26 protein-coding genes are annotated in these 21,129 nt (G+C 65.5%); 16 read left to right on the forward strand and 10 right to left on the reverse strand.

The genetic code is table 11. The annotated features are described in order from the left end of the window. Positions 1–6 precede the first annotated feature (6 nt). From VN934_11145 to gpmI, 10 genes are all read left to right on the forward strand, one after another. Complete coding sequence (locus VN934_11145; protein HXM19348.1) at positions 7–936, forward strand: peptidylprolyl isomerase; 930 nt, start codon at positions 7–9, stop codon at positions 934–936. Positions 937–998: 62 nt separating this feature from the next. Next, entirely contained in the window at positions 999–2,192 is a 1,194-nt protein-coding gene (gene mazG, locus VN934_11150; GenBank protein HXM19349.1) for a nucleoside triphosphate pyrophosphohydrolase, read from the forward strand. Further along, positions 2,170–2,493: an RNA-binding S4 domain-containing protein gene (locus VN934_11155; GenBank protein HXM19350.1), complete on the forward strand. Its 324-nt coding sequence runs from the start codon at positions 2,170–2,172 to the stop codon at positions 2,491–2,493. The genes mazG and VN934_11155 overlap by 23 nt, the downstream gene beginning before the upstream one ends. Further along, positions 2,493–3,653 carry a glycosyltransferase gene (locus VN934_11160; protein HXM19351.1) on the forward strand — a complete coding sequence of 387 codons (1,161 nt, stop codon included), beginning with the start codon at positions 2,493–2,495 and terminating at the stop codon, positions 3,651–3,653. Before VN934_11155 ends, VN934_11160 begins: the two co-directional genes overlap by 1 nt. 2 nt (positions 3,654–3,655) lie before the next feature. Further along, positions 3,656–4,105, forward strand: a complete 450-nt coding sequence (locus VN934_11165) for a GNAT family N-acetyltransferase (protein HXM19352.1) — start codon at positions 3,656–3,658, stop codon at positions 4,103–4,105. Positions 4,106–4,117: 12 nt separating this feature from the next. Further along, positions 4,118–4,978, forward strand: a complete 861-nt coding sequence (gene whiA / locus VN934_11170; GenBank protein HXM19353.1) for a DNA-binding protein WhiA — start codon at positions 4,118–4,120, stop codon at positions 4,976–4,978. Between the two features lie 62 nt (positions 4,979–5,040). Next, positions 5,041–6,063: a type I glyceraldehyde-3-phosphate dehydrogenase gene (gap, locus tag VN934_11175; GenBank protein HXM19354.1), complete on the forward strand. Its 1,023-nt coding sequence runs from the start codon at positions 5,041–5,043 to the stop codon at positions 6,061–6,063. Then, positions 6,064–7,251 (forward strand): phosphoglycerate kinase, encoded by a 1,188-nt coding sequence (locus VN934_11180; protein HXM19355.1) that lies wholly within the window; start codon positions 6,064–6,066, stop codon positions 7,249–7,251. Continuing rightward, positions 7,248–8,009 carry a triose-phosphate isomerase gene (tpiA, locus tag VN934_11185; GenBank protein ID HXM19356.1) on the forward strand — a complete coding sequence of 254 codons (762 nt, stop codon included), beginning with the start codon at positions 7,248–7,250 and terminating at the stop codon, positions 8,007–8,009. Before VN934_11180 ends, tpiA begins: the two co-directional genes overlap by 4 nt. Next, positions 7,999–9,522: a 2,3-bisphosphoglycerate-independent phosphoglycerate mutase gene (gene gpmI, locus VN934_11190; GenBank protein HXM19357.1), complete on the forward strand. Its 1,524-nt coding sequence runs from the start codon at positions 7,999–8,001 to the stop codon at positions 9,520–9,522. The genes tpiA and gpmI overlap by 11 nt, the downstream gene beginning before the upstream one ends. Here the strand turns inward: gpmI and VN934_11195 are convergent, their stop codons facing one another. The 3 genes from VN934_11195 to VN934_11205 form a co-directional block, all read right to left on the reverse strand. Next, positions 9,523–10,380 carry an SHOCT domain-containing protein gene (locus VN934_11195; GenBank protein ID HXM19358.1) on the reverse strand — a complete coding sequence of 286 codons (858 nt, stop codon included), beginning with the start codon at positions 10,378–10,380 and terminating at the stop codon, positions 9,523–9,525. It abuts the gene before it with no gap. Positions 10,381–10,460: 80 nt separating this feature from the next. Then, positions 10,461–10,925 carry an RES family NAD+ phosphorylase gene (locus VN934_11200; GenBank protein ID HXM19359.1) on the reverse strand — a complete coding sequence of 155 codons (465 nt, stop codon included), beginning with the start codon at positions 10,923–10,925 and terminating at the stop codon, positions 10,461–10,463. Further along, a complete protein-coding gene (locus tag VN934_11205; GenBank protein HXM19360.1) occupies positions 10,925–11,344 on the reverse strand; it encodes an antitoxin Xre-like helix-turn-helix domain-containing protein in 420 nt (139 codons plus the stop codon). The genes VN934_11200 and VN934_11205 overlap by 1 nt, the downstream gene beginning before the upstream one ends. 179 nt (positions 11,345–11,523) lie before the next feature. Between VN934_11205 and VN934_11210 the strand changes: the two genes are divergently transcribed. From VN934_11210 to VN934_11230, 5 genes are read left to right on the forward strand one after another with little or no spacing between them, the layout of a single operon-like run. Further along, positions 11,524–12,159, forward strand: a complete 636-nt coding sequence (locus VN934_11210) for a flagellar hook-basal body complex protein (GenBank protein ID HXM19361.1) — start codon at positions 11,524–11,526, stop codon at positions 12,157–12,159. Next, entirely contained in the window at positions 12,156–12,890 is a 735-nt protein-coding gene (locus tag VN934_11215; GenBank protein HXM19362.1) for a flagellar hook-basal body complex protein, read from the forward strand. The genes VN934_11210 and VN934_11215 overlap by 4 nt, the downstream gene beginning before the upstream one ends. A 5-nt stretch (positions 12,891–12,895) precedes the next feature. Beyond that, positions 12,896–13,135, forward strand: coding sequence for a hypothetical protein (locus VN934_11220; GenBank protein HXM19363.1), 240 nt, complete (start codon positions 12,896–12,898; stop codon positions 13,133–13,135). Continuing rightward, positions 13,135–13,932, forward strand: a complete 798-nt coding sequence (locus VN934_11225) for a sigma-70 family RNA polymerase sigma factor (protein HXM19364.1) — start codon at positions 13,135–13,137, stop codon at positions 13,930–13,932. The genes VN934_11220 and VN934_11225 overlap by 1 nt, the downstream gene beginning before the upstream one ends. Positions 13,933–13,936: 4 nt before the next feature. Continuing rightward, positions 13,937–14,221: a hypothetical protein gene (locus VN934_11230; protein HXM19365.1), complete on the forward strand. Its 285-nt coding sequence runs from the start codon at positions 13,937–13,939 to the stop codon at positions 14,219–14,221. Here the strand turns inward: VN934_11230 and VN934_11235 are convergent. From VN934_11235 to VN934_11265, 7 genes are read right to left on the reverse strand one after another with little or no spacing between them, the layout of a single operon-like run. Next, complete coding sequence (locus VN934_11235) at positions 14,202–14,732, reverse strand: DivIVA domain-containing protein (GenBank protein ID HXM19366.1); 531 nt, start codon at positions 14,730–14,732, stop codon at positions 14,202–14,204. The genes VN934_11230 and VN934_11235 overlap by 20 nt on opposite strands. A gap of 22 nt (positions 14,733–14,754) precedes the next feature. After that, positions 14,755–15,165, reverse strand: a complete 411-nt coding sequence (locus VN934_11240) for a cell division protein SepF (protein HXM19367.1) — start codon at positions 15,163–15,165, stop codon at positions 14,755–14,757. Positions 15,166–15,169: 4 nt separating this feature from the next. Beyond that, positions 15,170–15,886: a YggS family pyridoxal phosphate-dependent enzyme gene (locus tag VN934_11245; protein ID HXM19368.1), complete on the reverse strand. Its 717-nt coding sequence runs from the start codon at positions 15,884–15,886 to the stop codon at positions 15,170–15,172. A 30-nt stretch (positions 15,887–15,916) separates the two neighbouring features. After that, the gene (gene tgt, locus VN934_11250) at positions 15,917–17,035 is read right to left on the reverse strand and encodes a tRNA guanosine(34) transglycosylase Tgt (GenBank protein ID HXM19369.1); all 1,119 of its coding nucleotides are present in this window, start codon (positions 17,033–17,035) and stop codon (positions 15,917–15,919) included. Beyond that, positions 17,032–17,946 carry an RluA family pseudouridine synthase gene (locus VN934_11255; protein HXM19370.1) on the reverse strand — a complete coding sequence of 305 codons (915 nt, stop codon included), beginning with the start codon at positions 17,944–17,946 and terminating at the stop codon, positions 17,032–17,034. Before VN934_11255 ends, tgt begins: the two co-directional genes overlap by 4 nt. After that, on the reverse strand, positions 17,943–18,437 hold the full coding sequence (gene lspA, locus VN934_11260) for a signal peptidase II (GenBank protein HXM19371.1): 495 nt from the start codon (positions 18,435–18,437) through the stop codon (positions 17,943–17,945). Before lspA ends, VN934_11255 begins: the two co-directional genes overlap by 4 nt. Continuing rightward, positions 18,434–19,180, reverse strand: a complete 747-nt coding sequence (locus tag VN934_11265) for a cytochrome c biogenesis protein CcdA (protein HXM19372.1) — start codon at positions 19,178–19,180, stop codon at positions 18,434–18,436. Before VN934_11265 ends, lspA begins: the two co-directional genes overlap by 4 nt. A 50-nt stretch (positions 19,181–19,230) precedes the next feature. Here VN934_11265 and lgt point away from each other — a divergent pair, with 50 nt between their 5' ends. Continuing rightward, positions 19,231–21,126, forward strand: a complete 1,896-nt coding sequence (lgt, locus tag VN934_11270; protein ID HXM19373.1) for a prolipoprotein diacylglyceryl transferase — start codon at positions 19,231–19,233, stop codon at positions 21,124–21,126. Positions 21,127–21,129 lie beyond the last annotated feature (3 nt).

The raw sequence follows: 21,129 nt of genomic DNA on the forward strand, positions 1-21,129 counted from the left end.
GGATACATGAAGTTCAGGTTTGCGACGCTCGCGTCGCTCGCGTTGGCGCTCAGCGCCGCGCTGTTCGTGACGGCGTGCGGCGATTCCAAAGCCATCGCAGTGGTGAACGGTGAGAAGATCACTAAGGGTGAGCTCGACGACAAGCTCGAGGGTCAGGTCGGCAAGAACACGCTTGCGCAACTCGTCCAACAGAAGTTGATCTTCCAATACGCCACACAGCATAACATCGTTGTTGCGGACAAAGACGTCGAGACAAAGCTCGACGAGATCCGTTCCCATTTCCCCGCCGGCCAGTTCGAGACCATGCTGAAACAGCAAGGCATGAGTTTGGACGACGCGCATAAAGTGATCCGCGAGCAACTGCTCGTGAAAGCGGCGGTGGATCAGCAGATCAACGTGACCGACGCGCAGATCAACGACTACATCAAGGCCAACAAGCTCACGCTCGGGCAAACCGCGCAGGTGCACGCGGCGCACATCCTCGTGACGACCAAGGCTCAGGCCGACGCCATCGAAGCGCAGCTCAAAAAGGGCGCCGACTTCGCGGCCCTGGCGGCGCAGTATTCGCAGGACAAGGGCAGCAAGACCAAGGGCGGCGATCTCGGGACGTTTGGTCCGGGTCAGATGGTGCCTGCGTTCCAAGCGGCGGCCTTCAAACTCAAACCCGGGCAGATAAGCGATCCGGTCCAGACGCCCTTCGGTTGGCACGTCATCAAGGTGATCGAGACAAAGCCCTTGACGAAGCAGAACGTGATCGACCAAGTGAAGCAGCAACAGGAGTCGCTGCAGATGACGCCGTTCCTCCAGACGCTGCGCACGAGCGCGAAGATCGAGATCGACGACCCGCGCTTCTCGGATCTGTTCCCGTCACCGGCGCCCGTGGTTCCGGCTGCACCCCCGGTGACCGCCGCTCCCGCGACCACCAAGCCTAAATAGCGCACGCCGGGCCGAAACGACGCGCGGGCGGACCTTCCGGGTCCGCTCGCGAATTTTTTTGCATGCCCACGCTGGCCATCGTCGGTCTCGGGCCGAGCGACGCAAGTCTGTTGACGCTCGGTGCGCTGCGGCGGCTATCGGCCGCGCCGCGCGTCGTGCTGTGCGGCGCGCCGCCCGCGCTTGCCGAACATCTCAAGAGCAAAGGCGTGCCGGTCGAGGACACGCCCTTCGACGGCGGCGCGCTCCTGCGAGGCGTGCCCGAGGCGGTGGAGGCTGCAGTCGACTACGCCGCCGAGGGCGATGCGGCGCTCGGCGTCCCCGGCCATCCGATGCTCGATTTTCCCGGCCTCCCACACCTGCTGCGGGCGCTCGACGAGCGGCAGATCCTGATCGAGCTCATCCCCGGCATGCCACGCGCGGCGCTCTCCGCAGCCGCGGCGTCGCCGCTTTTGCCGTTGCCGCCGGTCGACATCCACCACACCTGGGATGAACTGGTCGAGATCATGACCCGGCTGCGCGCGTGCTGCCCGTGGGATCGCGAACAGACGCACCAGACGCTATTGCCGTACCTCATCGAAGAAGCGCACGAAGTGGTCGAGGCGGTCGATGAGACCGACCCTAAAAAACTCTGCGAGGAACTGGGCGACCTTCTTCTCCAGATCGTCTTTCACGCGCAGATCGCGGCCGAGAAAGGTCAATTCACGGTGGCCGACGTCATCAACGCGCTGTCGAACAAGATGATCCGGCGTCATCCGCACGTGTTCGGCGACGCGAGCATCTCGACGTCGCAAGAACAGATGAAGTCGTGGGAGCTGATCAAGACGCAAGAGGCGGCCATGAAGCACCGCGAGTCGCTCCTCGACGGCATCCCTAAGAGTCTGCCGTCGCTGCTCAGCTCGCAGCGGCTGCAGGAAAAGGCGGCCACGGTCGGCTTCGATTGGCCGAAGACCGACGGCGTGGTCGAGAAGGTGGCTGAAGAGCTGCACGAGTTGGACACCGCGGTGGAAAGCGGCGAATCCGCGCACATCCGCGAAGAGTTGGGAGACGTGCTCTTCACCATCGTCAATTTGAGCCGGCGGCTAGGCGTCGACTCAGAAGCCGCGCTGCGCGGCGCCAACGTCAAGTTCCGCGAGCGCTTTGCTGAGATGGAGCGCATGGCAGGCGGCGGCGCCACGGCACTGGCCGGTCGCAGCCTCGAAGACCTCGACGTGCTGTGGAAGCGCGCGAAGGATCATGCGGCTGGACAAGTTCCTTAAAGTCTCGCGCCTCGCGAAGCGGCGCACCGAAGCGAAAGAGGCGCTGGACGCCCGGCGCATCGAGTGCGGCGACCGGCCGGTGAAGGCGTCGCATCAGGTGAAGGTAGGCGACGAATTGCTCATCCATTACGCATCGCGCGACGTGAGGGTGCGCATCGAGGCGGTGCCGGAGCGGCCGGGCGCGCGCGTGCGTGCCGAGTCGCTCTATACGCTCTTGTCCGACGTCAAACCGGGGCTAAAGCCCCGGCACTACACAACGGACGTCAAAAGCGGCGGTCCCGGCGAAACCCGGAATTCGTGATGCTCGCGCGCCCGCTTTTCATCGGCATGTTCACCGACTCGTATCTGCCCGAGATCAACGGCGTGGTGACGTCGATCGTGGGCACTGCGCGCGCCCTGCGCCGCCGAGGACACCGTGTGATCGTGGTGGCGCCGGCGCACGAGGATGCTTCCGAAAGCGACGATGTTTTCCGCCTGCGCTCAGCGCCGTTCCCTTTCTATCCTCAGTTCCGCATGGCGTTTCCGCTGCCCGCGAAGTTGGTCGCTACGCTGCCGCGCATGCCGTTCGACGTCGTCCACGTGCACTCGATGTTCTTCATCGGATGTTTGGGCGCATATCTCGCCCAGTTCCGCAAGGCGCCGCTCTTCTTCACCTATCACACGCGCTGGACCGAGTACGCGCACTACCTGCCGCAGCATCAAGGCCTCACGCGCGCCCAAGCGGTGTGGGTCTCGCGCGAGTTCTCCAACCGCTGCGACGGCGTGATCGCCCCCACCGCGGGCATCCGCGATCTGCTGCTCTCCTACGGCGTCGAGCGCCCGATCGACATCATCTCGACCGGGGTCGATCTGGAATCGTTCGAAGGCACGAACGATGCAACCGTCGCGCGCGTTCGTGCTAAGGGCACGCCGCTCGCGCTGTTCGTCGGCCGGCTCGGCAAGGAGAAAAACGTCGATCTGGTGCTCGATGCCTTCGCCATTGCGGCGGCGCGCATTCCCGGCGCGCGCTTGATCATCGTCGGCGGCGGACCGCATGAGGCGGTGTTGCGCGAGCACGCCGCAGCGCTGCCGTGCGCCGATCGCATCGAGTTCACCGGACTCCTCGATCAGACGACGCTCGGCGCATACTACCGCGCGGCCGACGCGTTCGTCTTCGGATCAACGACGGAGACGCAAGGGCTGGTGCTGCTCGAAGCCATGGCGCACGGCGTGCCCGTGGTCGCGACGGACTGCCCGGTCTCGCGCGAGGTCGTGAGCGGAGATGCCGGCACGTTGGTCCCACCGCACGCGACCGCCTTCGGCGCGGCGCTCTTCGCTTTGCTCGCCGCCGGCGAGGCTGAGCGCGCCCGGCGCTGCACCGCAGCTAAGGCCGCTGCCGCGCCGCACTCGGTCGATGCGCTCACCGCCCTGCTCGAACGCCGCTACTTCGATCTCGCGCCGCGGCGCGCGGCAGCGACGTAGGCGTGTCGCTGATCCTGCGCGCGCCCGCTCCCGGCGATTTCGACGCGTGGAGTTCGATGTACGGCGCCTACGCGCGCGCCGTGCAGCTCCCCGTCACCGACCCGATCGCCCGCGTCGTCTGGGAATGGATCATGCACGGCACGCACCGGGTCGAATGTCTGCTCGCCGAGCGCGAAGGCAGCGCGGTCGGCTTTGCGATCTTCCGGCCCTTCCCACGCACGCTCGATGGCAACGAGGCCTGTTATCTCGACGACCTGTACGTGCGCGAGGAATTCCGCGGCAGCGGCGTGGTCCGCGCATTGCTCGGCAAGCTGGCGGAGATCACACGCGCGCGCGGTTGGAGCCACATCCGCTGGGTCACCACGCCGGACAATCTTCGCGCGCGCGGCCTCTACGATAAGGTGGCGGTGAAGACGGATCTGATCACCTACCGCATCGACGTCGAAAGATGACTCCCCTTAACCATGTTCTCCGGTGACGCTAAGGACGAGATCGCCGCGGTGCGGTTCGAACGGCCGTGCTGCCCGATGTCGTTCTTGCGCGCGCTGGCGCGCTTCTCCGGCGGGGGCCCATCGCGCATCGTCGTAACCGAACGCAGCGCGGTGGCGCGCGCGGCGCTGCGCGCGGCCCGCTCGGCCGGTCTCGATCTGCACGCATCGCATACGACCAGCGCGCGCTTCCGCGCGCACGCCCAAATCGTCGTCGGCGGCGTGACGCCTTCCGCAGACCACAATTCGGAGCCGTCGCGTCTCTGCTGCCGGCGAGCCTGGCTTCGCGGAGCGTTTCTCGCGTGCGGTTCCGTCACCGATCCGCATCGCGACTATCATCTGGAGTTTTTCTGCCGGCGCGATGATGATGCGCGCGCGCTAGCGAGAGCGCTTGCATCCCTCGGCGTCGACGCCGGCGTGACCCGTCGCCGCGGACGACCTCTCGTGTACGTGAAGGGAGCCTCAAGCGTCGCCGAACTGCTCGGACACTTGGGCGCCGCGCGCGCGGTGCTCGAGCTGGAGGATCTTCTGGCGCGGCGTTCGACCAAGAACGCCATCCGGCGGCGTGTGAACAGCGAGGCGGCTAATGCGGCGCGCGCCGCGACGTCAAGCGCGAGACAGCTCGACGTCGCGCTGCGCGTCGTGCGCCGGCTCGGCCTGCAGCGCTTGAGCGCCGCGGTGCGAGAGGCCGCGCGCTTGCGGATCGCTTACCCGGATCGCACGCTCGCCGAGCTCGCGAAAAGAGCCCGACCGCCGGTCACCAAGGCGAGCATGGCCTATCGGTTCCGCGCGCTCGCGCAGATCGCCGGAAAGAGAGTCCAGGCTCTGCGCGTTTGATAAAGGTCCGCTTCCACATTTATTGAAAACCGCCGCCCCTACGTCCCTGGAGGATTTTCTTCGTGAACTCCCGCGTCGCCATCAACGGCTTCGGGCGCATCGGCCGGCAGAGCTTGCGCGCCCTGATCGAGCGTCACCCGGCGATCGAAATCGTCGCGGTCAACGATCTGACCGACACGAAAACCGCAGCGCATCTGTTCCGCTTCGATTCGACCTATGGCAGATATCCAGGCACCGTGACGCACGACGAGGGCCGGATCACCGTCGATGGCCGGAACATCAAGTACCTCGCCGAACGCGACCCCGCGCGCTTGCCATGGAAAGACTTAGGCATCGACCTCGTCATCGAATCGACCGGCTTCTTCACCGACGCGACTAAGGCGAAGGCGCATCGCGACGCCGGCGCAAAGCGCGTCATCATCTCGGCGCCAGCCAAGAATGAGGACATCACGATCGTGCTGGGCGTCAACGACGACAAGTACGATCCGGATAAGCACAACATCATCTCCAACGCGTCGTGCACGACCAACTGCTTGGCGCCCCCGGTGAAGATCCTCCAGGACGAGCTCGGCATCCTCAAGGGCACGATGACCACGATCCACTCCTACACCACTGACCAGCGCCTCCTCGATTATCCGCATGAGGATCTGCGCCGCGCCCGCGCGGCTGCGCTCAACATCATCCCGACCTCGACCGGCGCCGCCAAGGCGCTGCACTTGGTCGTGCCCGAGGTCAAGGGCAAGATGGACGGCTTCTCCCTGCGCGTGCCGACGCCGACCGTTTCTATCGTCGACCTGGTAGCGCTCGTCGAGAAGCCGACCACCAAGGATGCGCTCAACGCGCTGTTCCGCACGTACGAATCCGGACGCATGAAAGGCATTCTCGGGGTCACCGACGAGCCGCTCGTCTCCACCGACTTCAAAGGCGATTCGCGCTCTTCGATCGTGGATAGCTTGTCCACCACGGTCATCGGCGAGACGCTGGTCAAAGTCGTCGCGTGGTACGACAACGAGTGGGGCTACTCGTGCCGCATCGCCGACCTCGTGAAGTTCGTGCTCGAGAAAGAGCCGGTCGCGGCGCGCTAGATGCGGGGCATTTCGGAGCTCGACGTCCGCGGCAAGCGCATCCTGGTCCGCGAAGATCTCAACGTGCCGCTCGCAGACGGCGCCGTGGCCGACGACACGCGCATCGCCGCGGCCGTGCCCACGCTGCGCAACTTGTGCGAGCGCGGCGCCCGCGTGATTGTGATGTCGCATCTAGACCGCCCAGATGGCAAGGTCGTTGAGTCGCTGCGCATGGCGCCGGTCGCGCGCGCACTTTCCAAAGCGCTCGGGGTCGAAGTGAAAACCGTCCCCGATTGCATCGGACCGCTGGCGCAAGCGGCCGCTGCCGCGCTGCAAGACGGCGACGTCCTGTTGCTCGAGAACTTGCGCTTCCATCCCGAGGAAGAGAAGAACGATCCGCAGTTCGCACGGGAACTGGCATCGCTCGGCGACGCCTACGTCAACGACGCGTTCGGCACGGCGCACCGCGCGCACGCCTCCACGGTCGGCGTCACCCAATATCTTCCTTCCTATATGGGCCCGCTGCTCGAGCGCGAGCTCGACGTGCTCGACAGCATCCTGCAGCATCCCGCTCGCCCGTTCGTCGCGGTGCTGGGCGGGGCGAAGATCTCGGACAAGCTCGGAGTCGTCACCCGGCTGATGGAGCTGTGCGATTCTTTGGTGTTCGGCGGCGGCATGGCCAATACGCTGTTGGCGGCGCAAGGGTTCGACGTCGGAAAATCTCTGCGCGACGCCGATCTCGAGCCGGCCAAAGCCATCGTCCGCACAATCGAGCACGAGGCAGCAAAGGTGGACGTCCATCTGCCCGACGACGCGGTGGTGGCCAAGGAGTTGTCGGCCGAGGCGGACTCTCGCTTCGCGGACGTGGACCAGATCCGCGCGGACGAGATGATCCTCGACATCGGCCCGACGACGGCGGAGCACTATCGCGGCGTCATCCTCGGCGCCAAGACGGTGCTGTGGAACGGGCCGATGGGCGTGTTCGAATTCGACGCGTTCGCCGCGGGCACCGAGGCGGTGGGGCAGGCGATCGTCGATTCGGGAGCGGTGTCGGTCGTCGGCGGGGGCGACTCGGCCGCGGCGGCCCACAAACTCGGTTTCGCCGACAAGATGACGCATATCTCGACCGGGGGCGGCGCCACGCTCGAGTACATCGAGGGCAAAGAACTGCCCGGCGTGGCTGCCCTGCGGAGTTCCACTCGCGCGTGAGTCGAGGGCCGTTCTTCGCCGCGAACTGGAAGATGTATCTGGATCCCGAGACCGCGCGGGACTACGCCCGCGTGTTCCTGCCGCTCGCGGAGGGATTGGGCGAAGAGGCGGACATCGCGTTGTGCGCGCCGTTCGTGTGTCTTGAGACGCTCGCCGAGGAGTTGGAGGATTCCGATAATATAAGCCTCGGCGCGCAGAATTGCTACTGGGAGCCCAAGGGTGCGTTCACCGGCGAGGTCAGCGCGCGCATGCTGCATCAGCTCGTGGACTACTGCATCGTCGGACACTCCGAGCGGCGGCGCCTGTTCGGCGAGACCGACGAGATGGTGGCGCGCAAGATCTCAGCGCTGCTGACGCAGGAGATCACCCCAATCGTATGCGTGGGCGAGACGCTCGAGGAGAATCAGGCCGGACGGACGGTGGAGCGCGTCAACGCGCAGATCGCCGCGGGCCTTGGACACCTGTCGGACAAGCAGCGCGCTTCCATCGTCATCGCATACGAGCCGATCTGGGCGATCGGCACCGGGTTAGCGGATACGCCGGAATCGGCCAACGCCACGATCGACGTGATTCGACATGCCGCAGGCGGGCTGGCCGATGCGGTGATCCTCTACGGCGGGTCGATGAAGCCGGAAAACGCCGAGGCGCTGTGCCGGCAGAAGAACATCGACGGCGGACTGGTCGGTTCGGCCAGTTTGGATCCGCGGGCGTTTGCGCAGTTGGTCGGCAACGGCCTGAAGGGCGTCGATGCCCGCTAAAGTCGTCCTGTGCATTCTCGACGGCTTCGGCATAACCAAGGAGACTCGCGGCAATGCGATCGCTGCTGCGCGCATGCCCAACTATCGACGCATCGCTGCCGCGTATCCGTACACGGAGATCGGCGCGGGCGGCGAAGCGGTGGGGCTGCCTGCGGGCCAGCAAGGCAATAGCGAAGTAGGACATCTGAATCTGGGCGCGGGGCGCGTGGTCTATCAGAGCATCACGCGCATCGATCACGCCATCGACACGGGGGCCTTCTTCACCAATCCCGTGCTGGTCGATCTGCTGGCGCAGGTGAAGCGCACGAGCGGGACCCTGCACGTCATGGGGCTGGTGTCGCCCGGCGGCGTGCACTCGTCGCTCAAGCATCTATATGCGGTGCTCGACGCGGCCAGGTCCGCCGGCGTGCGCGTGCGCGTCGCTGCGTTTTTGGACGGCCGTGACACGCCGCCGCGCAGCGCCGGCGCATACCTTGCAGAGGTCGAGGCCAAGTGCCGCGAGTTGCCGGACGCGGCGATCTCGCTCGTCTGCGGGCGCTTCTACGCGATGGATCGCGACAAGCGTTGGGAGCGAACGCAGGTGGCGTACGACGCGTTGGTCAGCGGCAAAGCGCTGGCTGCGGCAAGCGCAACGAAAGCTTTGGCGGACGCCTATGCGCGCGACGAGTCCGATGAATTCGTCAAACCGACCATCATCGGCGCGCCCGCGCCGCTCGTCAAGGACGGCGACGGCTGCTTCTTCTTCAACTTCCGGCCGGATCGCGCGCGCCAGTTGACGCGCGCGTTCTCACAGCCGGATTTCGCGGAGTTTCCGGTCAAGCGTTTCAACGACTTCGTCTTCGCGATCATGACGCTCTACGACGAGACCTTTAAGAACCCCGTGATGTTCGGGCGCGTCTTCGAGACCCACACGTTGGGCGAAGTGGTCAGCGACGCGGGCTTGGCGCAGCTGCGCTTGGCCGAGACGGAGAAGTACGCGCACGTGACCTATTTCTTCAGCGGCGGGCGCGAAGAGCCGTTTCCGCTGGAGGACCGAGTCCTCGTGCCATCGGCTCGCGACGTCGGCACCTACGATCGTCTGCCCGCCATGCGCGCGCGCGAGATCACGGCGAAAGCTGTTGAGGCCATCGCGTCGCGGAGCTACGCGCTCATCGTCATGAATCTCGCGAATCCCGATATGGTCGGTCACACCGGCAAGTGGGACGCCATCATCGAGGGGCTCGAGGTGGTCGATGGGTGCCTCAGCCGGATCGAACGCGCAGTGCTCGATGCAGGGTCGATCATGCTGGTCACGGCGGACCACGGCAACGCGGAAGCCAAAATCGATTTTGCGACCGGCCAAGAGCTGACCGCGCATACCGCCAACCCGGTGCCGCTCATCCTGGTTTCGAAAGACGGACGCCGCGGGCTTGACGGCGGGGGAAAGTTGTGCGACGTCGCGCCCACGATCTGCGCACTCATGGACCTCAAACAGCCGGCAGAGATGACCTGCCGCTCGCTCCTAAAACCTTGATCACGTTTCGCCGAGGATCTTGCGTTTTTCGGTCTCGAATTCTTCGGGAGTGAGCGCCCCCTTATCCCGTAGTATGGTCAGCCGCTCCAACTGACCGACGATATCCATCGCGTTCGGCGCGGCGCCCGCGCCCGCAGTCGCCGAATCTTTGCTCTGGAATCCGATCTTCATCGCGTCCACTTGGGGACCGAGAACCGAGCGCAGGATCTCGCGCGCTTCTTCCGCGCTGTGCGCCTGCCGCAAGCGATCCTTGAGCGCGGGATCCCCGAGCGCGAAGCGCAGCGAGATCGCGGCGCTGACCGTGTTGGCCACATTTTGCTGCGGCGGTGCGTTCGTCGCGTCAGGCGCGGTCACGAACGATTGGGTCGGTGCGAAGGTGAAATCCTGATGGTTGTTGGGATCGAAGCGCACGCTCCATACTTCGCCGATGCGAGGAAAGGCGACGCGCGAGAACAGCATCGCTTTGCTGACTTCAAACGGCGCTTCGCCTTGCGCTTCGATACGCGCGGTGACGCGCAGGCGAGGGCTATTGTTGATGGTGACGCCCGTGTCTTGGACGTCGGTGATCGTCGCCTGGCCCTGCGTGCCGAAATGCAGCAGATGCTCGCGGTGCTGCGCGGCGTTGAGCATCGCTTTGTCGATGGCTACGAACACCCAGCCGATGATCGCGAAGAGCGCGCCGATGAACGTGAACGTGTAAAGATTGGCGCGCTGGCCGGGTAGACAGTGGCCGTGCAAGAATCCGCAGCCGGCGGCGTGTCCGCTCACCGCGTACTGGATGTCCGAGTTCAGCATGAGGCCGAGGATGACGAGACCGATGATGAGGAACAGCCATCCCATCAGGCGCAGAACGATCATCGCGAGCTAACAGCACCTCCGGCGTCTGTGGAAGTGCGACGTCGCGCGAGGCTCTCCCTTGACCCTCCCGACCCGCGACGCTACGAGAGCAGCCGCGTGTCGATGCCGAAAGACTGCGCTTTCCCGATCTTGACGAGCTTGAAGTCGGGGTGCGCCGGGTTCAAGAGATAATTATGCTCGCTCGGCACGATCGCGCTCGGAACTTCCATGACGGCCGAGATCTTGCGTTTCACCCATGCGTCGCCCATCGCTTGCAGTTCCTTTGGAATGGGGAAGTCCTGCCGCCAATGCCGCGGTAATCGCGCTGCCTCGATTCTCTCCACGCTGATGCGCGCCGGGATGTCGACCGGAATGGCAACCGTGTCGGTCGGCAGCCGTATGCCGCCCGCGTGTACCAGATGCTCCAGCAGAGCGAGGGCCAGCGTCGCGCTCGCGTACACGACCGGCACACCCAGGCTGTTCCAGCGACCGCCTTCGCGCCGCGCCCCCTCCCCGATGAACGCGTCGGCGAGGTAGGGCCGGCGGACCAAGCGCCAGACCTGCACTAACCGATGATGCCGTGGTCGATGCGCCCGAGAATGTGGTCGACTTCGGTGATGCCGGCATGCGTGTCGAGGAACTCGACCGGGCGCCGATGACCGAGCGCGCGGATCTTGCCGTGGAGCCAATCGGCGACGCTCTCGCGATTGCCGAAGACGTCGAACGCGTGGTTCAGCACGTGCGCGAGGCGCACGGCCCGATCGGACTCACTCGCGCCGAGCCGCGAACCCTTTTGCTTATGACGGTCGAGGGTTCGGATTGAAACTCCCAGCGCGCCTGCGAGTTCCTGTCGCGATAGCCCGCCGGTTTCCGCCAGCCGCTCGAGCGCGCGAGGAGACACCCCTTCGCGGGCCGCTTGGCTCAGATCCTTAGCCTTGTTCCCGGCGAGCAGCCAGGAGATTGCCGGTGCTTTCGTCTGCGCCATGGTAAGGACAATTGTCTCATCTTTAAAGCCATTTGTCAAAACCCCCCGTTCACGTCTTGGACACATCTCAGAAGCGGGCCGGCAATGGTCGGCGCGTAGCCTGTCGCCCATATCACCCTTCTTCACGCGATTAAATGTAGCGTTCCGAGCGCTAGCTCGGAAAATCTTGGAGGCACGCGATGGACGTTCCCGAGGCCCTCGCCAGCGCGGCTACCGGGATGCGCGCCCAAAGCGCCAAGCTCGACGCGATCGCCGAAAACCTTGCCAATGCCGGCACGGTCGGTTATCGGCCGCGACGCGCCGTGCTCGCCGGCTTTGGCGAACGGCTTGAATCCACGATCGTCGCTTCGACCTCGCAAGGCGGCCTGCGTCGGACCGGCGTGCCAACCGATCTTGCCTTGGTCGGTCCAGGCGCCTTCGCGTTCGCCGCCGCCTCAGGGGTCGAGTATTCGCGCGATGGCCGCCTCCAGGTGGATCCGTCAGGCTATCTGTGCGATGCGCGCGGACGCCGCGCGCTCGGAGCGCTCGGGCCGGCGCGTTTTCCGCGCGGGGCCCACGTCGATTCAGATGGGCGGATCGTCAGAGGCGGTCAGGTCCTCGACCGGCTGCGAGTCGTCGACGAGCGGCATCCTTTGACGCGCGGCGCAGCGCAAGTGCGAGCCGGTTACCTTGAAGATTCCGGGGTCGACCCGATCGCCGAGATGACCGCGCTCGTCGGCGCCGAGCGTGCGTACGAAGCCAATCAGAAAAGCGCGCAGCGCGCCGACGAATCGCTGCGACGCGCCGTCACCGACGTGCCGGCGGTGCGCCCGTGAACCGCGCGCTCGCGGCGGGTGCGGCCGGCATGGCGGCACAGCAAGCCGTGCTCGACGCCGTCGCCGCCAATCTCTCCAACCTCGACACGCCGGGCTTCCGCGCAGACCGGCCCGAGTTCGCCGCGCTCGTCACGCCCGATGGCGCCGCCCTCGCGAGCGCAGCGGAGCGGACGCAAAAACTTTTCGTACAAGGCCGGCTCGATTCGACCAACAACGAGCACGATTTGGCGATCGACGGCGAGGGTCTCTTCGAGGTAGAAGCTTTCGGGGGACGTTCGGCGTTCACGCGAGCAGGCAACTTCACGCCGGACGCCGCTGGGCACTTGCGGCTCGGCAACGGCGCCGTTCTTGCGCATGTGAAGCTTCCGCCCGGCACGGTGTCGATGAGCGTCGACGCAAGCGGGCGCGTCCGCGCTAAAGTGGCAGGCAAGCAAGACGCGGTCGAAGCCGGCCAGATCCAGCTTTGCGCGTTCGCGCAGAATCCGGGCCTGCGCTTCGGTCTCGATTCGCTCTTCCACGCCACGCCTGGCGCGGGGGCGCTCTATCGCGGTGTGCCCGGCACGGGCGGCTTCGGTCTCATCAAGCAGCGCTTCTTGGAACGCTCGAACGTCAGCGTGGTGGGCGCGATGATGGCGGTGCTCACCGCGCAGCGCGCTTACGAAGCCAACGCCAAAAGCGTGCAGGCCGCAGACGAGATGCTGCGGCTCGCCAACAACCTGGAGCGAGGCTAGGCCCGGTGAACGTGTCGCTCGCCGCCGCGTGCCGCGAATTCGAGGCCGGCATGCTTCGCCAGTTGCTAAGCGAGGCCGGCGTCGGAAAGCGCGCGCACATGGGCGCCGATGACGAAGACGCGGCGGACGGCACGTCGCGCGATAACCTCATGCAGGCGTTTTTCGTCGACGCCATGGCTAGCGCGCTGGCTCGCGGCAGCGGCCTCGGAATCGGCCGCGAACTCGCGCGTTCGCTGGAGCGCTGATGGGTCTCGGGCTTGCTCCGGCCGCGCCCCCGTTTCCGCGTGACCCGACGCTCGAAGCATGCGCGCTCCATTTCGTCAAATCGCGCTGCCCGCACGAGCGAGAACGGATTTGCGACCTCGCCATGCCTCTGGTCCGGCGACTGGCCACGAGTCTGCTGCGCCGTCTACCCACGCATTTCACTGCGGACGACCTCATCGGCGACGGCTGCGTCGGTCTGCTCCGCGCGATCGAGCGCTTCGACCCCTCGTTCGGCGCCTCGTTCGAGACGTGGGCCGCGCGGCTCATCCGCGGCGCGATGCTCAACGGTCTTCGGCGTATGGATATCGTGCCCGAGCGCGTCCGGCGCGACGCGCGCGTGCTCGACGCGGCGCGCTGGCGGCTCGCGCAAGGCGAAGGCAAGGCGCCCGACGACAAGGCTGCGGCTCGCGGCGCCGGACTCGACCAGCGGCGACTGGCCTCCATCCACTTGGCGCTGCGCAGCGCAGCGCCCGCGTCACTAGACGCTTCAGTGCAGCCGGGAGAGGAAGGTCCGCGCCTCGGCGACCGCATTGCGTGCGAGTCTCCGAACCCGGCCGCCGTGGTGACGGAGCGGATCACGCGCGGCGATATCGGCCGCGCGGTGACGGAGCTGCCCGACCGCGAGCGCTACATCGTGGCGTCGTTTTACGGACGCAGCATCACGTTCCGCGAAATCGGTCAGCGGCTCGGTATCAGCAAGCAACGGGTATCGCAACTGCACGCACGGGCGCTATCCGATCTGAAAAGCGCCTTGACCGGCCGATCGCTGGAAGCGTAACGACATGCGTCCGGGCGGCGCTGCCGAACTCATGGAAACGCGCCCGCTGGCGGCGCTCGAAGTGGTCGAATCCCTCGATGCGGCTGTCGCCGCGGTCGCCGGCCGCGGCGGACTGGATCGCATCGACCTGAGCTTGCGGGCACGCGCGCTCATCCGCGCCGGGCTCGCCGTGCGCGCGCTCATCATCAACGCGCTTCTCAACGTGAGCCGGCGGCTCGTGCTGAATGGCCGCACGATCGTGTTCGAAGCGGGGATCTACGGTTTCGGGGCTAGTCCGCTGCTTCGCTAGCCTCCGCGGCGTTCTCGGAATCGATCGGAAGACGCGGAAGCAAGTGGTCCGTGGCGCCGTCGTGGGAGATGCCCGCCTCTTCCACCAGTGCCTGGTGGCGCGCGAGAAATGCCTTGAGGTCCTGCTTCACCAACGCCGTCTGGTCGAGGACGCGCTGCATCTCGTTCTTGGCGTCGGCGATGCGCCGGCGCATGTCCGCGAGCTCTTGATCGAGATCGATCTTGCCGCGCTGCTTGATGAGGTCGACTTCCTTGTGCGCCGATGCCTTGACTTCGTCAGCGGTGCGCTGCGCGAGCACAAGCGTGTTCCGTAGGCTTTCATCCATGGCTATGAAATGGGCCAGCTTTTCTTTGAGTTCGGCGACGCTCGCCTCGAGCTTCGTGCGCTCCTCGATCTCGTGCTCCAGCGATTCGATGACGTCATCGAGATAGGCGTCGACCTCCTCGCGCGCATAGCCCTGCAGCGACTTCTTGAACTGTTTATGCTGGATATCGACCGGGGTGATCTTCACGTCCTCAGGCCTCCGCATTGCATTACCAAGCCTCGTAGGTGCCGGTCGCCGCGGTCACGTCCGGTTCACGCGCGTTGATCTGCACGTGACTGGGAACGAAGAGGAAGATCCCCTCCGACAATCGTTGCATCTTGCCGTCCAGCGTATAGACGACGCCGCTCAAGAAGTCGATCAGCCTTTGGCTCAGCGCGCGATCGGCGCCGACCAAATTAAGGACCACGAGCAGCCGCGAGCGCAGATTGTCCGCGATCTCGGTCACGTCTTCATAATGGCGCGGGTGGAAGACCGAAACGCCGATCTTGTTCCGCCCGCCCTTGACATCATTGAACGAAACGACTTTGGGGCGGCCGTGCTCGTCGAACAATTCCTCATCGAACTCGTCGTCGGAGTCTCGGAACCCCAAGAAACTCGTTACGCTCGACCAAACACCCATGTCTTCATCCTTTAACGGGGCGCGGCCCGAACAGCGCTGTGCCGAGCCGCAGCAACGTCGATCCCGCGGCGATCGCCTCTTCGATGTCCTCGCTCATACCGAGCGAGAGCGTGTCCACGCCGGGTTTGCGCGCGGCGAGGTCGTCGAAGATCTTGCCGGCGTCGGCGAACGCGGGAGCGACCGTCGACGGATCGAGTGGTCCGACCGCCATGACGCCGCGCAGGCGCAGATGCTTGAGCCGTTCGATTGCCGCGACCAGTTGTGCGCATTCGCTAGGTTTGACGCCGTTGCGGTCGTCGGCCGAGACGTTCAACTGCACGAGCACGTCGAGGACCTTGCCTGCGTTCTCGGCGCCGGCGTCGAGAGCCTCGGCGATATCGGCGCGGTCGACGGTCTGCACCATGTCGAAGAGCCCGGCGATGCGACGGGCCTTGTTCCGCTGGATACTGCCGATGAAGTGGCGCCGTACGGGCGACGACGGCCACGCAACGCCGGCGAACTTCGCCTGCGCTTCCTGGAAATAGTTCTCGCCTATGTCGGCGATGCTCGCGTCGAGTGCCGCCTGAATCGCCTCCGAACCAAAGCCTTTGGTCACCGCGAGGATCGTGACGTCGGAAGGTCGGCGACCGGCCTGCGCACACGCGCGTTCGATGCGCGCACGCACCGCCGCCAGCCTGTCAGCCACGCGATCGGCGCGATCACGGGCTCCGGCATCACTCACGCGTTCGATACGTTCCAATCTGCGGACCGCTTATCCTTCGCTCGGGAGTCCCTGCGCGAGCTTGGCGGCTACGGCCTCGCGCCACGCCCCGAAGCGCCCCTGTACGATGGCGGCTCGCGCGGCGCGACTCAATTGAGAAAGCATGGCGATGTTGTGCACGCTGACGAGCCGGGGCGCGAGCATCTCGTTCGCTCGAAAGCAATGCGCGATGTACGCGCGCGTGAACGTCGCGCACGTCGAGCAGTCGCACTCGGGATCGAGCGGTGAGAAGTCCGACGCAAACCTCGCATTGCGCAGGTTGAGGCGGCCCGCCGATGTCAGCGCCAACGCGTGCCGCGCGCAGCGCGTCGGATACACGCAATCGAACATGTCGACGCCGAGCGCGATGCACGCCAGCAGATCCTCGGGCGTGCCCACGCCCATGAGATAACGAGGTTTGTTTGAAGGCAGCTCCGCGCAGGTGAGCGCTGCTATCTCGATACCCAAGACTTTCGGCTCGCCGACCCATAAGCCGCCGATGGCGTAACCGGGAAAATCCAGCTCGGCGAGATCGCGCGCTTGACGCCGGCGCAGATCCGGAAACGTCGAACCCTGCACGATCGCAAACGTGCTCTGGCCGGGGCGCGTCGCCGCTTTTCGCGCTCGGTCCGCCCAGCGCAGCGTGCGTTCAGCCGCGTCGGCCGCGCGCGCGCGCTCGACGCCCGCGGGCGCGACGTCGTCGAGAACCATGGCGATATCGCTGCCGAGCGCCTCTTGCAGCGCCACCACTGATTCGGGGGTGAAGGTGTGGCGCGAGCCGTCAAGGTGCGAGGCGAAGTGATAGCCATCGTCGTCGACGCTTGCGAGGCCGGCGAGCGAGAACACTTGGAAGCCGCCGCTGTCGGTCAGGATCGCGCGATCCCATGCCATGAACGCATGCAGACCGCCGGCTTGCTTGATGAGGTCGACACCGGGGCGCAGGTAGCAATGATATGCATTGGCGAGCACGATGCGGACGTCGCTTGCGCGCAGATCTTCGGGCGTGAGCGCTTTGACGCTTGCCTGCGTGCCCACCGGCATGAACACGGGGGTCGGAATGTCTCCGTGCGCGGTGTGCAGCGTGCCCGCGCGCGCGAGCCCGTCGGTGGCTTCCAGCGCGAACCCGATCATGTGTGCAAGCGGCTCGCGAGCGCCGCAAAATCCTCGGGCCACGGCGATTCGAAGTGCAGCGCCGCGTTCGTCACCGGATGCGCGAAACGCAAGCTGACCGCATGCAGCGCCTGCCGGTTCATCCCGAGCTTATCTCTGCGGCCTCCGTAGACGCGATCGGCGACGATCGGGTTGCCGAGCGCCACGCAGTGCACGCGGATCTGGTGCGTGCGTCCGGTCTCCAATGTTAATTCCAGCAGCGAAAGCGTCTTTGAAGCCTCGAGCACACGATAATGCGTGACCGCGGGCCGGCCGTCTTCGCGCACCGCGAATCGCGTCGGGACGTCAGGATCACGCCCCAGCGGCGCTTCGATCTTGCCCTGCGGCGCGGGCATCGCGCCCCACACGACCGCATGGTAGCGGCGCTCGACGCGGCGCTGCCGGATCGCCTGCTGCAAAGCGTGCAGCGCGCGCTCCGACTTCGCGACGATAAGCAGTCCTGACGTGTCTCGATCGAGGCGGTGCACGATACCCGGCCGCGACGGATCGTCCGACGGCGCGAGCGTGCCGACGGCGGCGAGCAGCGCGTTCACCAGCGTGCCGTGCTCGGCGCCCGGAGCGGGGTGCGTCGCCATGCCCGCGGGTTTGTCGACCACGCACAAGTCGGCGTCTTCGTACACGATGCGCAGCGGGATCTTCTCGGGCCTCGGGTCCGCGTGCGACCCGGCGTCATCCGGCAGCGTCGCGGTGATGCGCTCGCCGGCGCGCAGCGGATACGACGGCTTCACGCCGGCGCCGTTCACCTGCACGCGACCCGCGCGGATCAAACTGAGACACTCCGCGCGGGAGCGCCGCAGATGGCGGGCGAGCGTTGCGTCGAGCCGGCGGCCTGCGTCTTCTTCCGTCGCGGCGAACGCGACGGTGCGCGTCACTGGTGCGCGGACTCGGGCGCGGACGGCGCGGCTGCGACCGGCTCCGCGGGCTGACGGCGTTCATGCCAGAGAATGCGCAGCAGCAGCAGGCAAACGCCGATTGTGATGGCAGAGTCGGCGACGTTGAACACCGGCCACCAGCGTAAGTCGATGAAGTCGATGACGTAACCGTAGCGCACGCGGTCGATGATGTTGCCGATCGCCCCGCCGAGGATCATGCCGAAGGCGATATGCACGGAAGCGGTCGCGCCGCCCTGACGGTACCACAGGTAGAACAAGATGACCACGCCGAGCGCGATCGCCGCCAGCACCAGCGGGTGCCCGCCGAATAGACCAAAAGCGCCGCGGTGGTTCTGCACGTACGTCAGCCACAACCCGTGGGGCACGACGATGCGGCTCTCGTCCGGCATGAAGTGCGTCGCTACGGCGTGTTTTGCCAGTTGATCGCCGGCGACGACGAGCGCCGCGACCAGGAAGAACACGATGCTCATGCCGCCAGCTCTTCGATGCTCTGACCGGTCAGCAGCGAGATGTAGACGGGCACCAACGGCAGGACGCAGGGTGACAAGAAGGAGACGAGACCGGCGATGAAGACCGCGCCGAGCGACAGCGATGCGCTTTCCGGCCCCGTGCCCACGTTTGCCAGCGCCGGGAATGTCTGGTACAGCCAGCCCGTGAAGCGCACGAAGGAGTTGGTCAACAGGACGAGCCCCATACCGATGACGATGATGCCGGCGCCGATCTCGATCGCCGGCAAGAAGCGCTTGATGCGGTGGAACAGGGGCAGCACGTATTGGAGTGCGATCGCCGTCAGCAAAAACGGAATGCCTAGGCCTATGGAATAGACCAGCAAAAGTCCGGTGCCTGTCGCCACGCTGCCGGATTCGCTCGCTAGAGCGATCACGGCCGCGAGCACGGGACCGATGCACGGCGACCAGCCTGCGGCGAAGCCGAGTCCCGCAAGCAGTGATCCGACATACGAAACGCCCCGGCGCTCGAAATGCAGCCGCTTATCCATCGCTAGGAACGGAACTTTGAACAGGCCCACCATGTTGAGGCCCAGAAGGATGACGATGACCCCGAACACACGCGTAATGACCGTGCGGTATTCTGCAAAGGCCTGGCCGAGCGCGCTCGCCGACGCCCCCGCGGCGACGAACACGAGCGTGAAGCCGAGGATGAAAACGAGCGAATGAAAGACGACGTCGCGGCGCGCCACCACGGCCGTGCTCATCCGTCCCGCCTTCGTCCGGATCGTCTCATCGTGGGCTCCTGGAGGTATCGTTGATCCCAGTTCCTGCCGTGTTCGCGACCGTTGCCACCCTCGTATCACATTGGTTCGAATATCCGCACATCGATCCGGTGGCCATCCATCTGTTCGGCTCGTTCGGCATCCGCTGGTACGGGCTGTCGTATGTTATCGGCGCGCTTTTGGTGTACCTCCAACTGCAGAGCCGGCGCAGCCGTGCCCGCACCGGGATCAGCGTCGAGCAGGCGCAAGAGTTCGTCGTGTACGCGATGCTCGGCGTCATCATCGGCGGACGCATCTTCTTCCTCATCGCCGACCTGCTGACGCCTCTGCCTGCCGGCGGGCACACCATCAACTACTATCTTTCGAATCCGGTCGAGATCATCGCGATTTGGCATGGCGGGATGGCTTTCCATGGCGGGCTCATCGGCGCGATCGCCGGCATCGTGCTCTTCGCACGCAGGGCGCGCACGCCCATTTTGCCGTTGCTCGATGAGACCTCGTTATGGATCCCTCTCGCAATCGCGCTCACCCGCATCGCGAACTTCATCAACGCCGAACTGCCCGGTCGGGTCACGGATTCGCCCCTCGGCATGCAGTTCCCCAACATGACCGATTATCGCTATCCCTCGGTTCTCTTCGAGGCCGCCGGCATGCTCGTGCTGGTCCTGCCGGTGCTCTGGCTGATGCACGCGCGCGGCGACCGCTGGCGCCCGGGCTCGATCTTCTGGGCCTTCATCGCCGGTTATGGACTCGTGCGCACCGTCGTAGAGTTTTACCGCGAGCCGGGCATCGTGTTCTTAGGTCTGACCGGCGCTCAATACCTGACGATCGCGATGCTGGTGCTGGGGATCGTCATGATCGTGCGCTCACAGCGACAGGGAGTCGCCGCTGCGGCGTTCATCCTCGCGTGTTTGACGTCGGCCGGCGCGCTGTTCGGCTGCTCGTCGTTCACCGGCGTACGGCACACCCTCACGTGCGGCGATAAGATCGACGCGCGAGCATATCAGTCCGCGGTGGATGAATGCACCGCCGCGCTCGCGGCGAACCCAAACGATTCGGTCGCGTACAACGATCGCTGTCTCGCCTCGTACGAGCTCGGCCGCCTACCCGATGCGCTCAAGGATTGCAACGCTGCGGTGCGTCTCGATCCTAGCTTTGCGATGGCGTACTCCAATAGGTGCCTGGTGCTCGACAAACAAGGTGACTTCGCGGGCGCCGTAAGCGATTGCGCCAAAGCGGTCAAACTCGATACTGCGCTTGGCGGCGCGCACTCCAACCTCTGCCTCGCGCGCAACGATGCGGGCGACTACGCCGGCGCGATCGACGAGTGCACGGCGGCGCTGAAGATCAAACCCAACGATGCCAAGGCGTTGAATAACCGATGCCTGGCGCGCGAAAACCTTGGCGCCTATCGCGCTGCTCTCGCCGATTGCACGAGCGCCATCGCGATCGACGGCTCTTTGGCAATGGCGTACAGCAACCGCTGCTTGGTGCGGCGCGATCTCAAGGACCTCAAGGGCGCCATCCAGGACTGCACGCGCGCGATCGTTTTCGATCCGAACGAGTCAATCGCGCTGAACAACCGCTGCCTCGCGCGCAACGACGCGGGTGACTACCAGGGTGCGATCGCCGACTGCACCCAAGCCATCAAGATCGCGCCGCGCGAGGCCATCGCGTACAGCAATCGCTGTCTCGCGCTCGGCAATCTCAAACAATATTCGCAGGCGGTCGCCGACTGCACGCAGGCCGTCACCGTCGATCCCAAAGAAGCCTTCGGCTACTACAACCGCGGCTTCTTCCGCGCTCAGTTGAATCAGCGCGACGCGGCTATCGCCGACTTCAAGAAGGCGGCGGCGCTATTCCAGGCGCGCCACGATCGAACCGATTATCAGGACGCGCAGAGCCGCATCAAAGAACTGAGTATATAATAC

It is taken from the genome of Candidatus Tumulicola sp. (assembly GCA_035601835.1).
Lineage (GTDB): Bacteria > Vulcanimicrobiota > Vulcanimicrobiia > Eremiobacterales > Eremiobacteraceae > DATNNM01.

Coding starts and splice junctions, on each gene's coding strand:
- VN934_11145 (HXM19348.1), top strand. CDS start 7: ATGAAGTTCAGGTTTGCGACGCTCGCGTCGCTCGCGTTGGCGCTCAGC.
- VN934_11160 (HXM19351.1), top strand. CDS start 2,493: ATGCTCGCGCGCCCGCTTTTCATCGGCATGTTCACCGACTCGTATCTG.
- VN934_11210 (HXM19361.1), top strand. CDS start 11,524: ATGGACGTTCCCGAGGCCCTCGCCAGCGCGGCTACCGGGATGCGCGCC.
- VN934_11180 (HXM19355.1), top strand. CDS start 6,064: ATGCGGGGCATTTCGGAGCTCGACGTCCGCGGCAAGCGCATCCTGGTC.
- gpmI (HXM19357.1), top strand. CDS start 7,999: ATGCCCGCTAAAGTCGTCCTGTGCATTCTCGACGGCTTCGGCATAACC.
- VN934_11205 (HXM19360.1), bottom strand. CDS start 11,344: ATGGCGCAGACGAAAGCACCGGCAATCTCCTGGCTGCTCGCCGGGAAC.
- VN934_11225 (HXM19364.1), top strand. CDS start 13,135: ATGGGTCTCGGGCTTGCTCCGGCCGCGCCCCCGTTTCCGCGTGACCCG.
- VN934_11155 (HXM19350.1), top strand. CDS start 2,170: ATGCGGCTGGACAAGTTCCTTAAAGTCTCGCGCCTCGCGAAGCGGCGC.
- mazG (HXM19349.1), top strand. CDS start 999: ATGCCCACGCTGGCCATCGTCGGTCTCGGGCCGAGCGACGCAAGTCTG.
- lspA (HXM19371.1), bottom strand. CDS start 18,437: ATGAGCATCGTGTTCTTCCTGGTCGCGGCGCTCGTCGTCGCCGGCGAT.
- tgt (HXM19369.1), bottom strand. CDS start 17,035: ATGATCGGGTTCGCGCTGGAAGCCACCGACGGGCTCGCGCGCGCGGGC.
- VN934_11230 (HXM19365.1), top strand. CDS start 13,937: ATGCGTCCGGGCGGCGCTGCCGAACTCATGGAAACGCGCCCGCTGGCG.
- VN934_11240 (HXM19367.1), bottom strand. CDS start 15,165: ATGGGTGTTTGGTCGAGCGTAACGAGTTTCTTGGGGTTCCGAGACTCC.
- VN934_11195 (HXM19358.1), bottom strand. CDS start 10,380: ATGATCGTTCTGCGCCTGATGGGATGGCTGTTCCTCATCATCGGTCTC.
- whiA (HXM19353.1), top strand. CDS start 4,118: ATGTTCTCCGGTGACGCTAAGGACGAGATCGCCGCGGTGCGGTTCGAA.
- VN934_11265 (HXM19372.1), bottom strand. CDS start 19,180: ATGAGCACGGCCGTGGTGGCGCGCCGCGACGTCGTCTTTCATTCGCTC.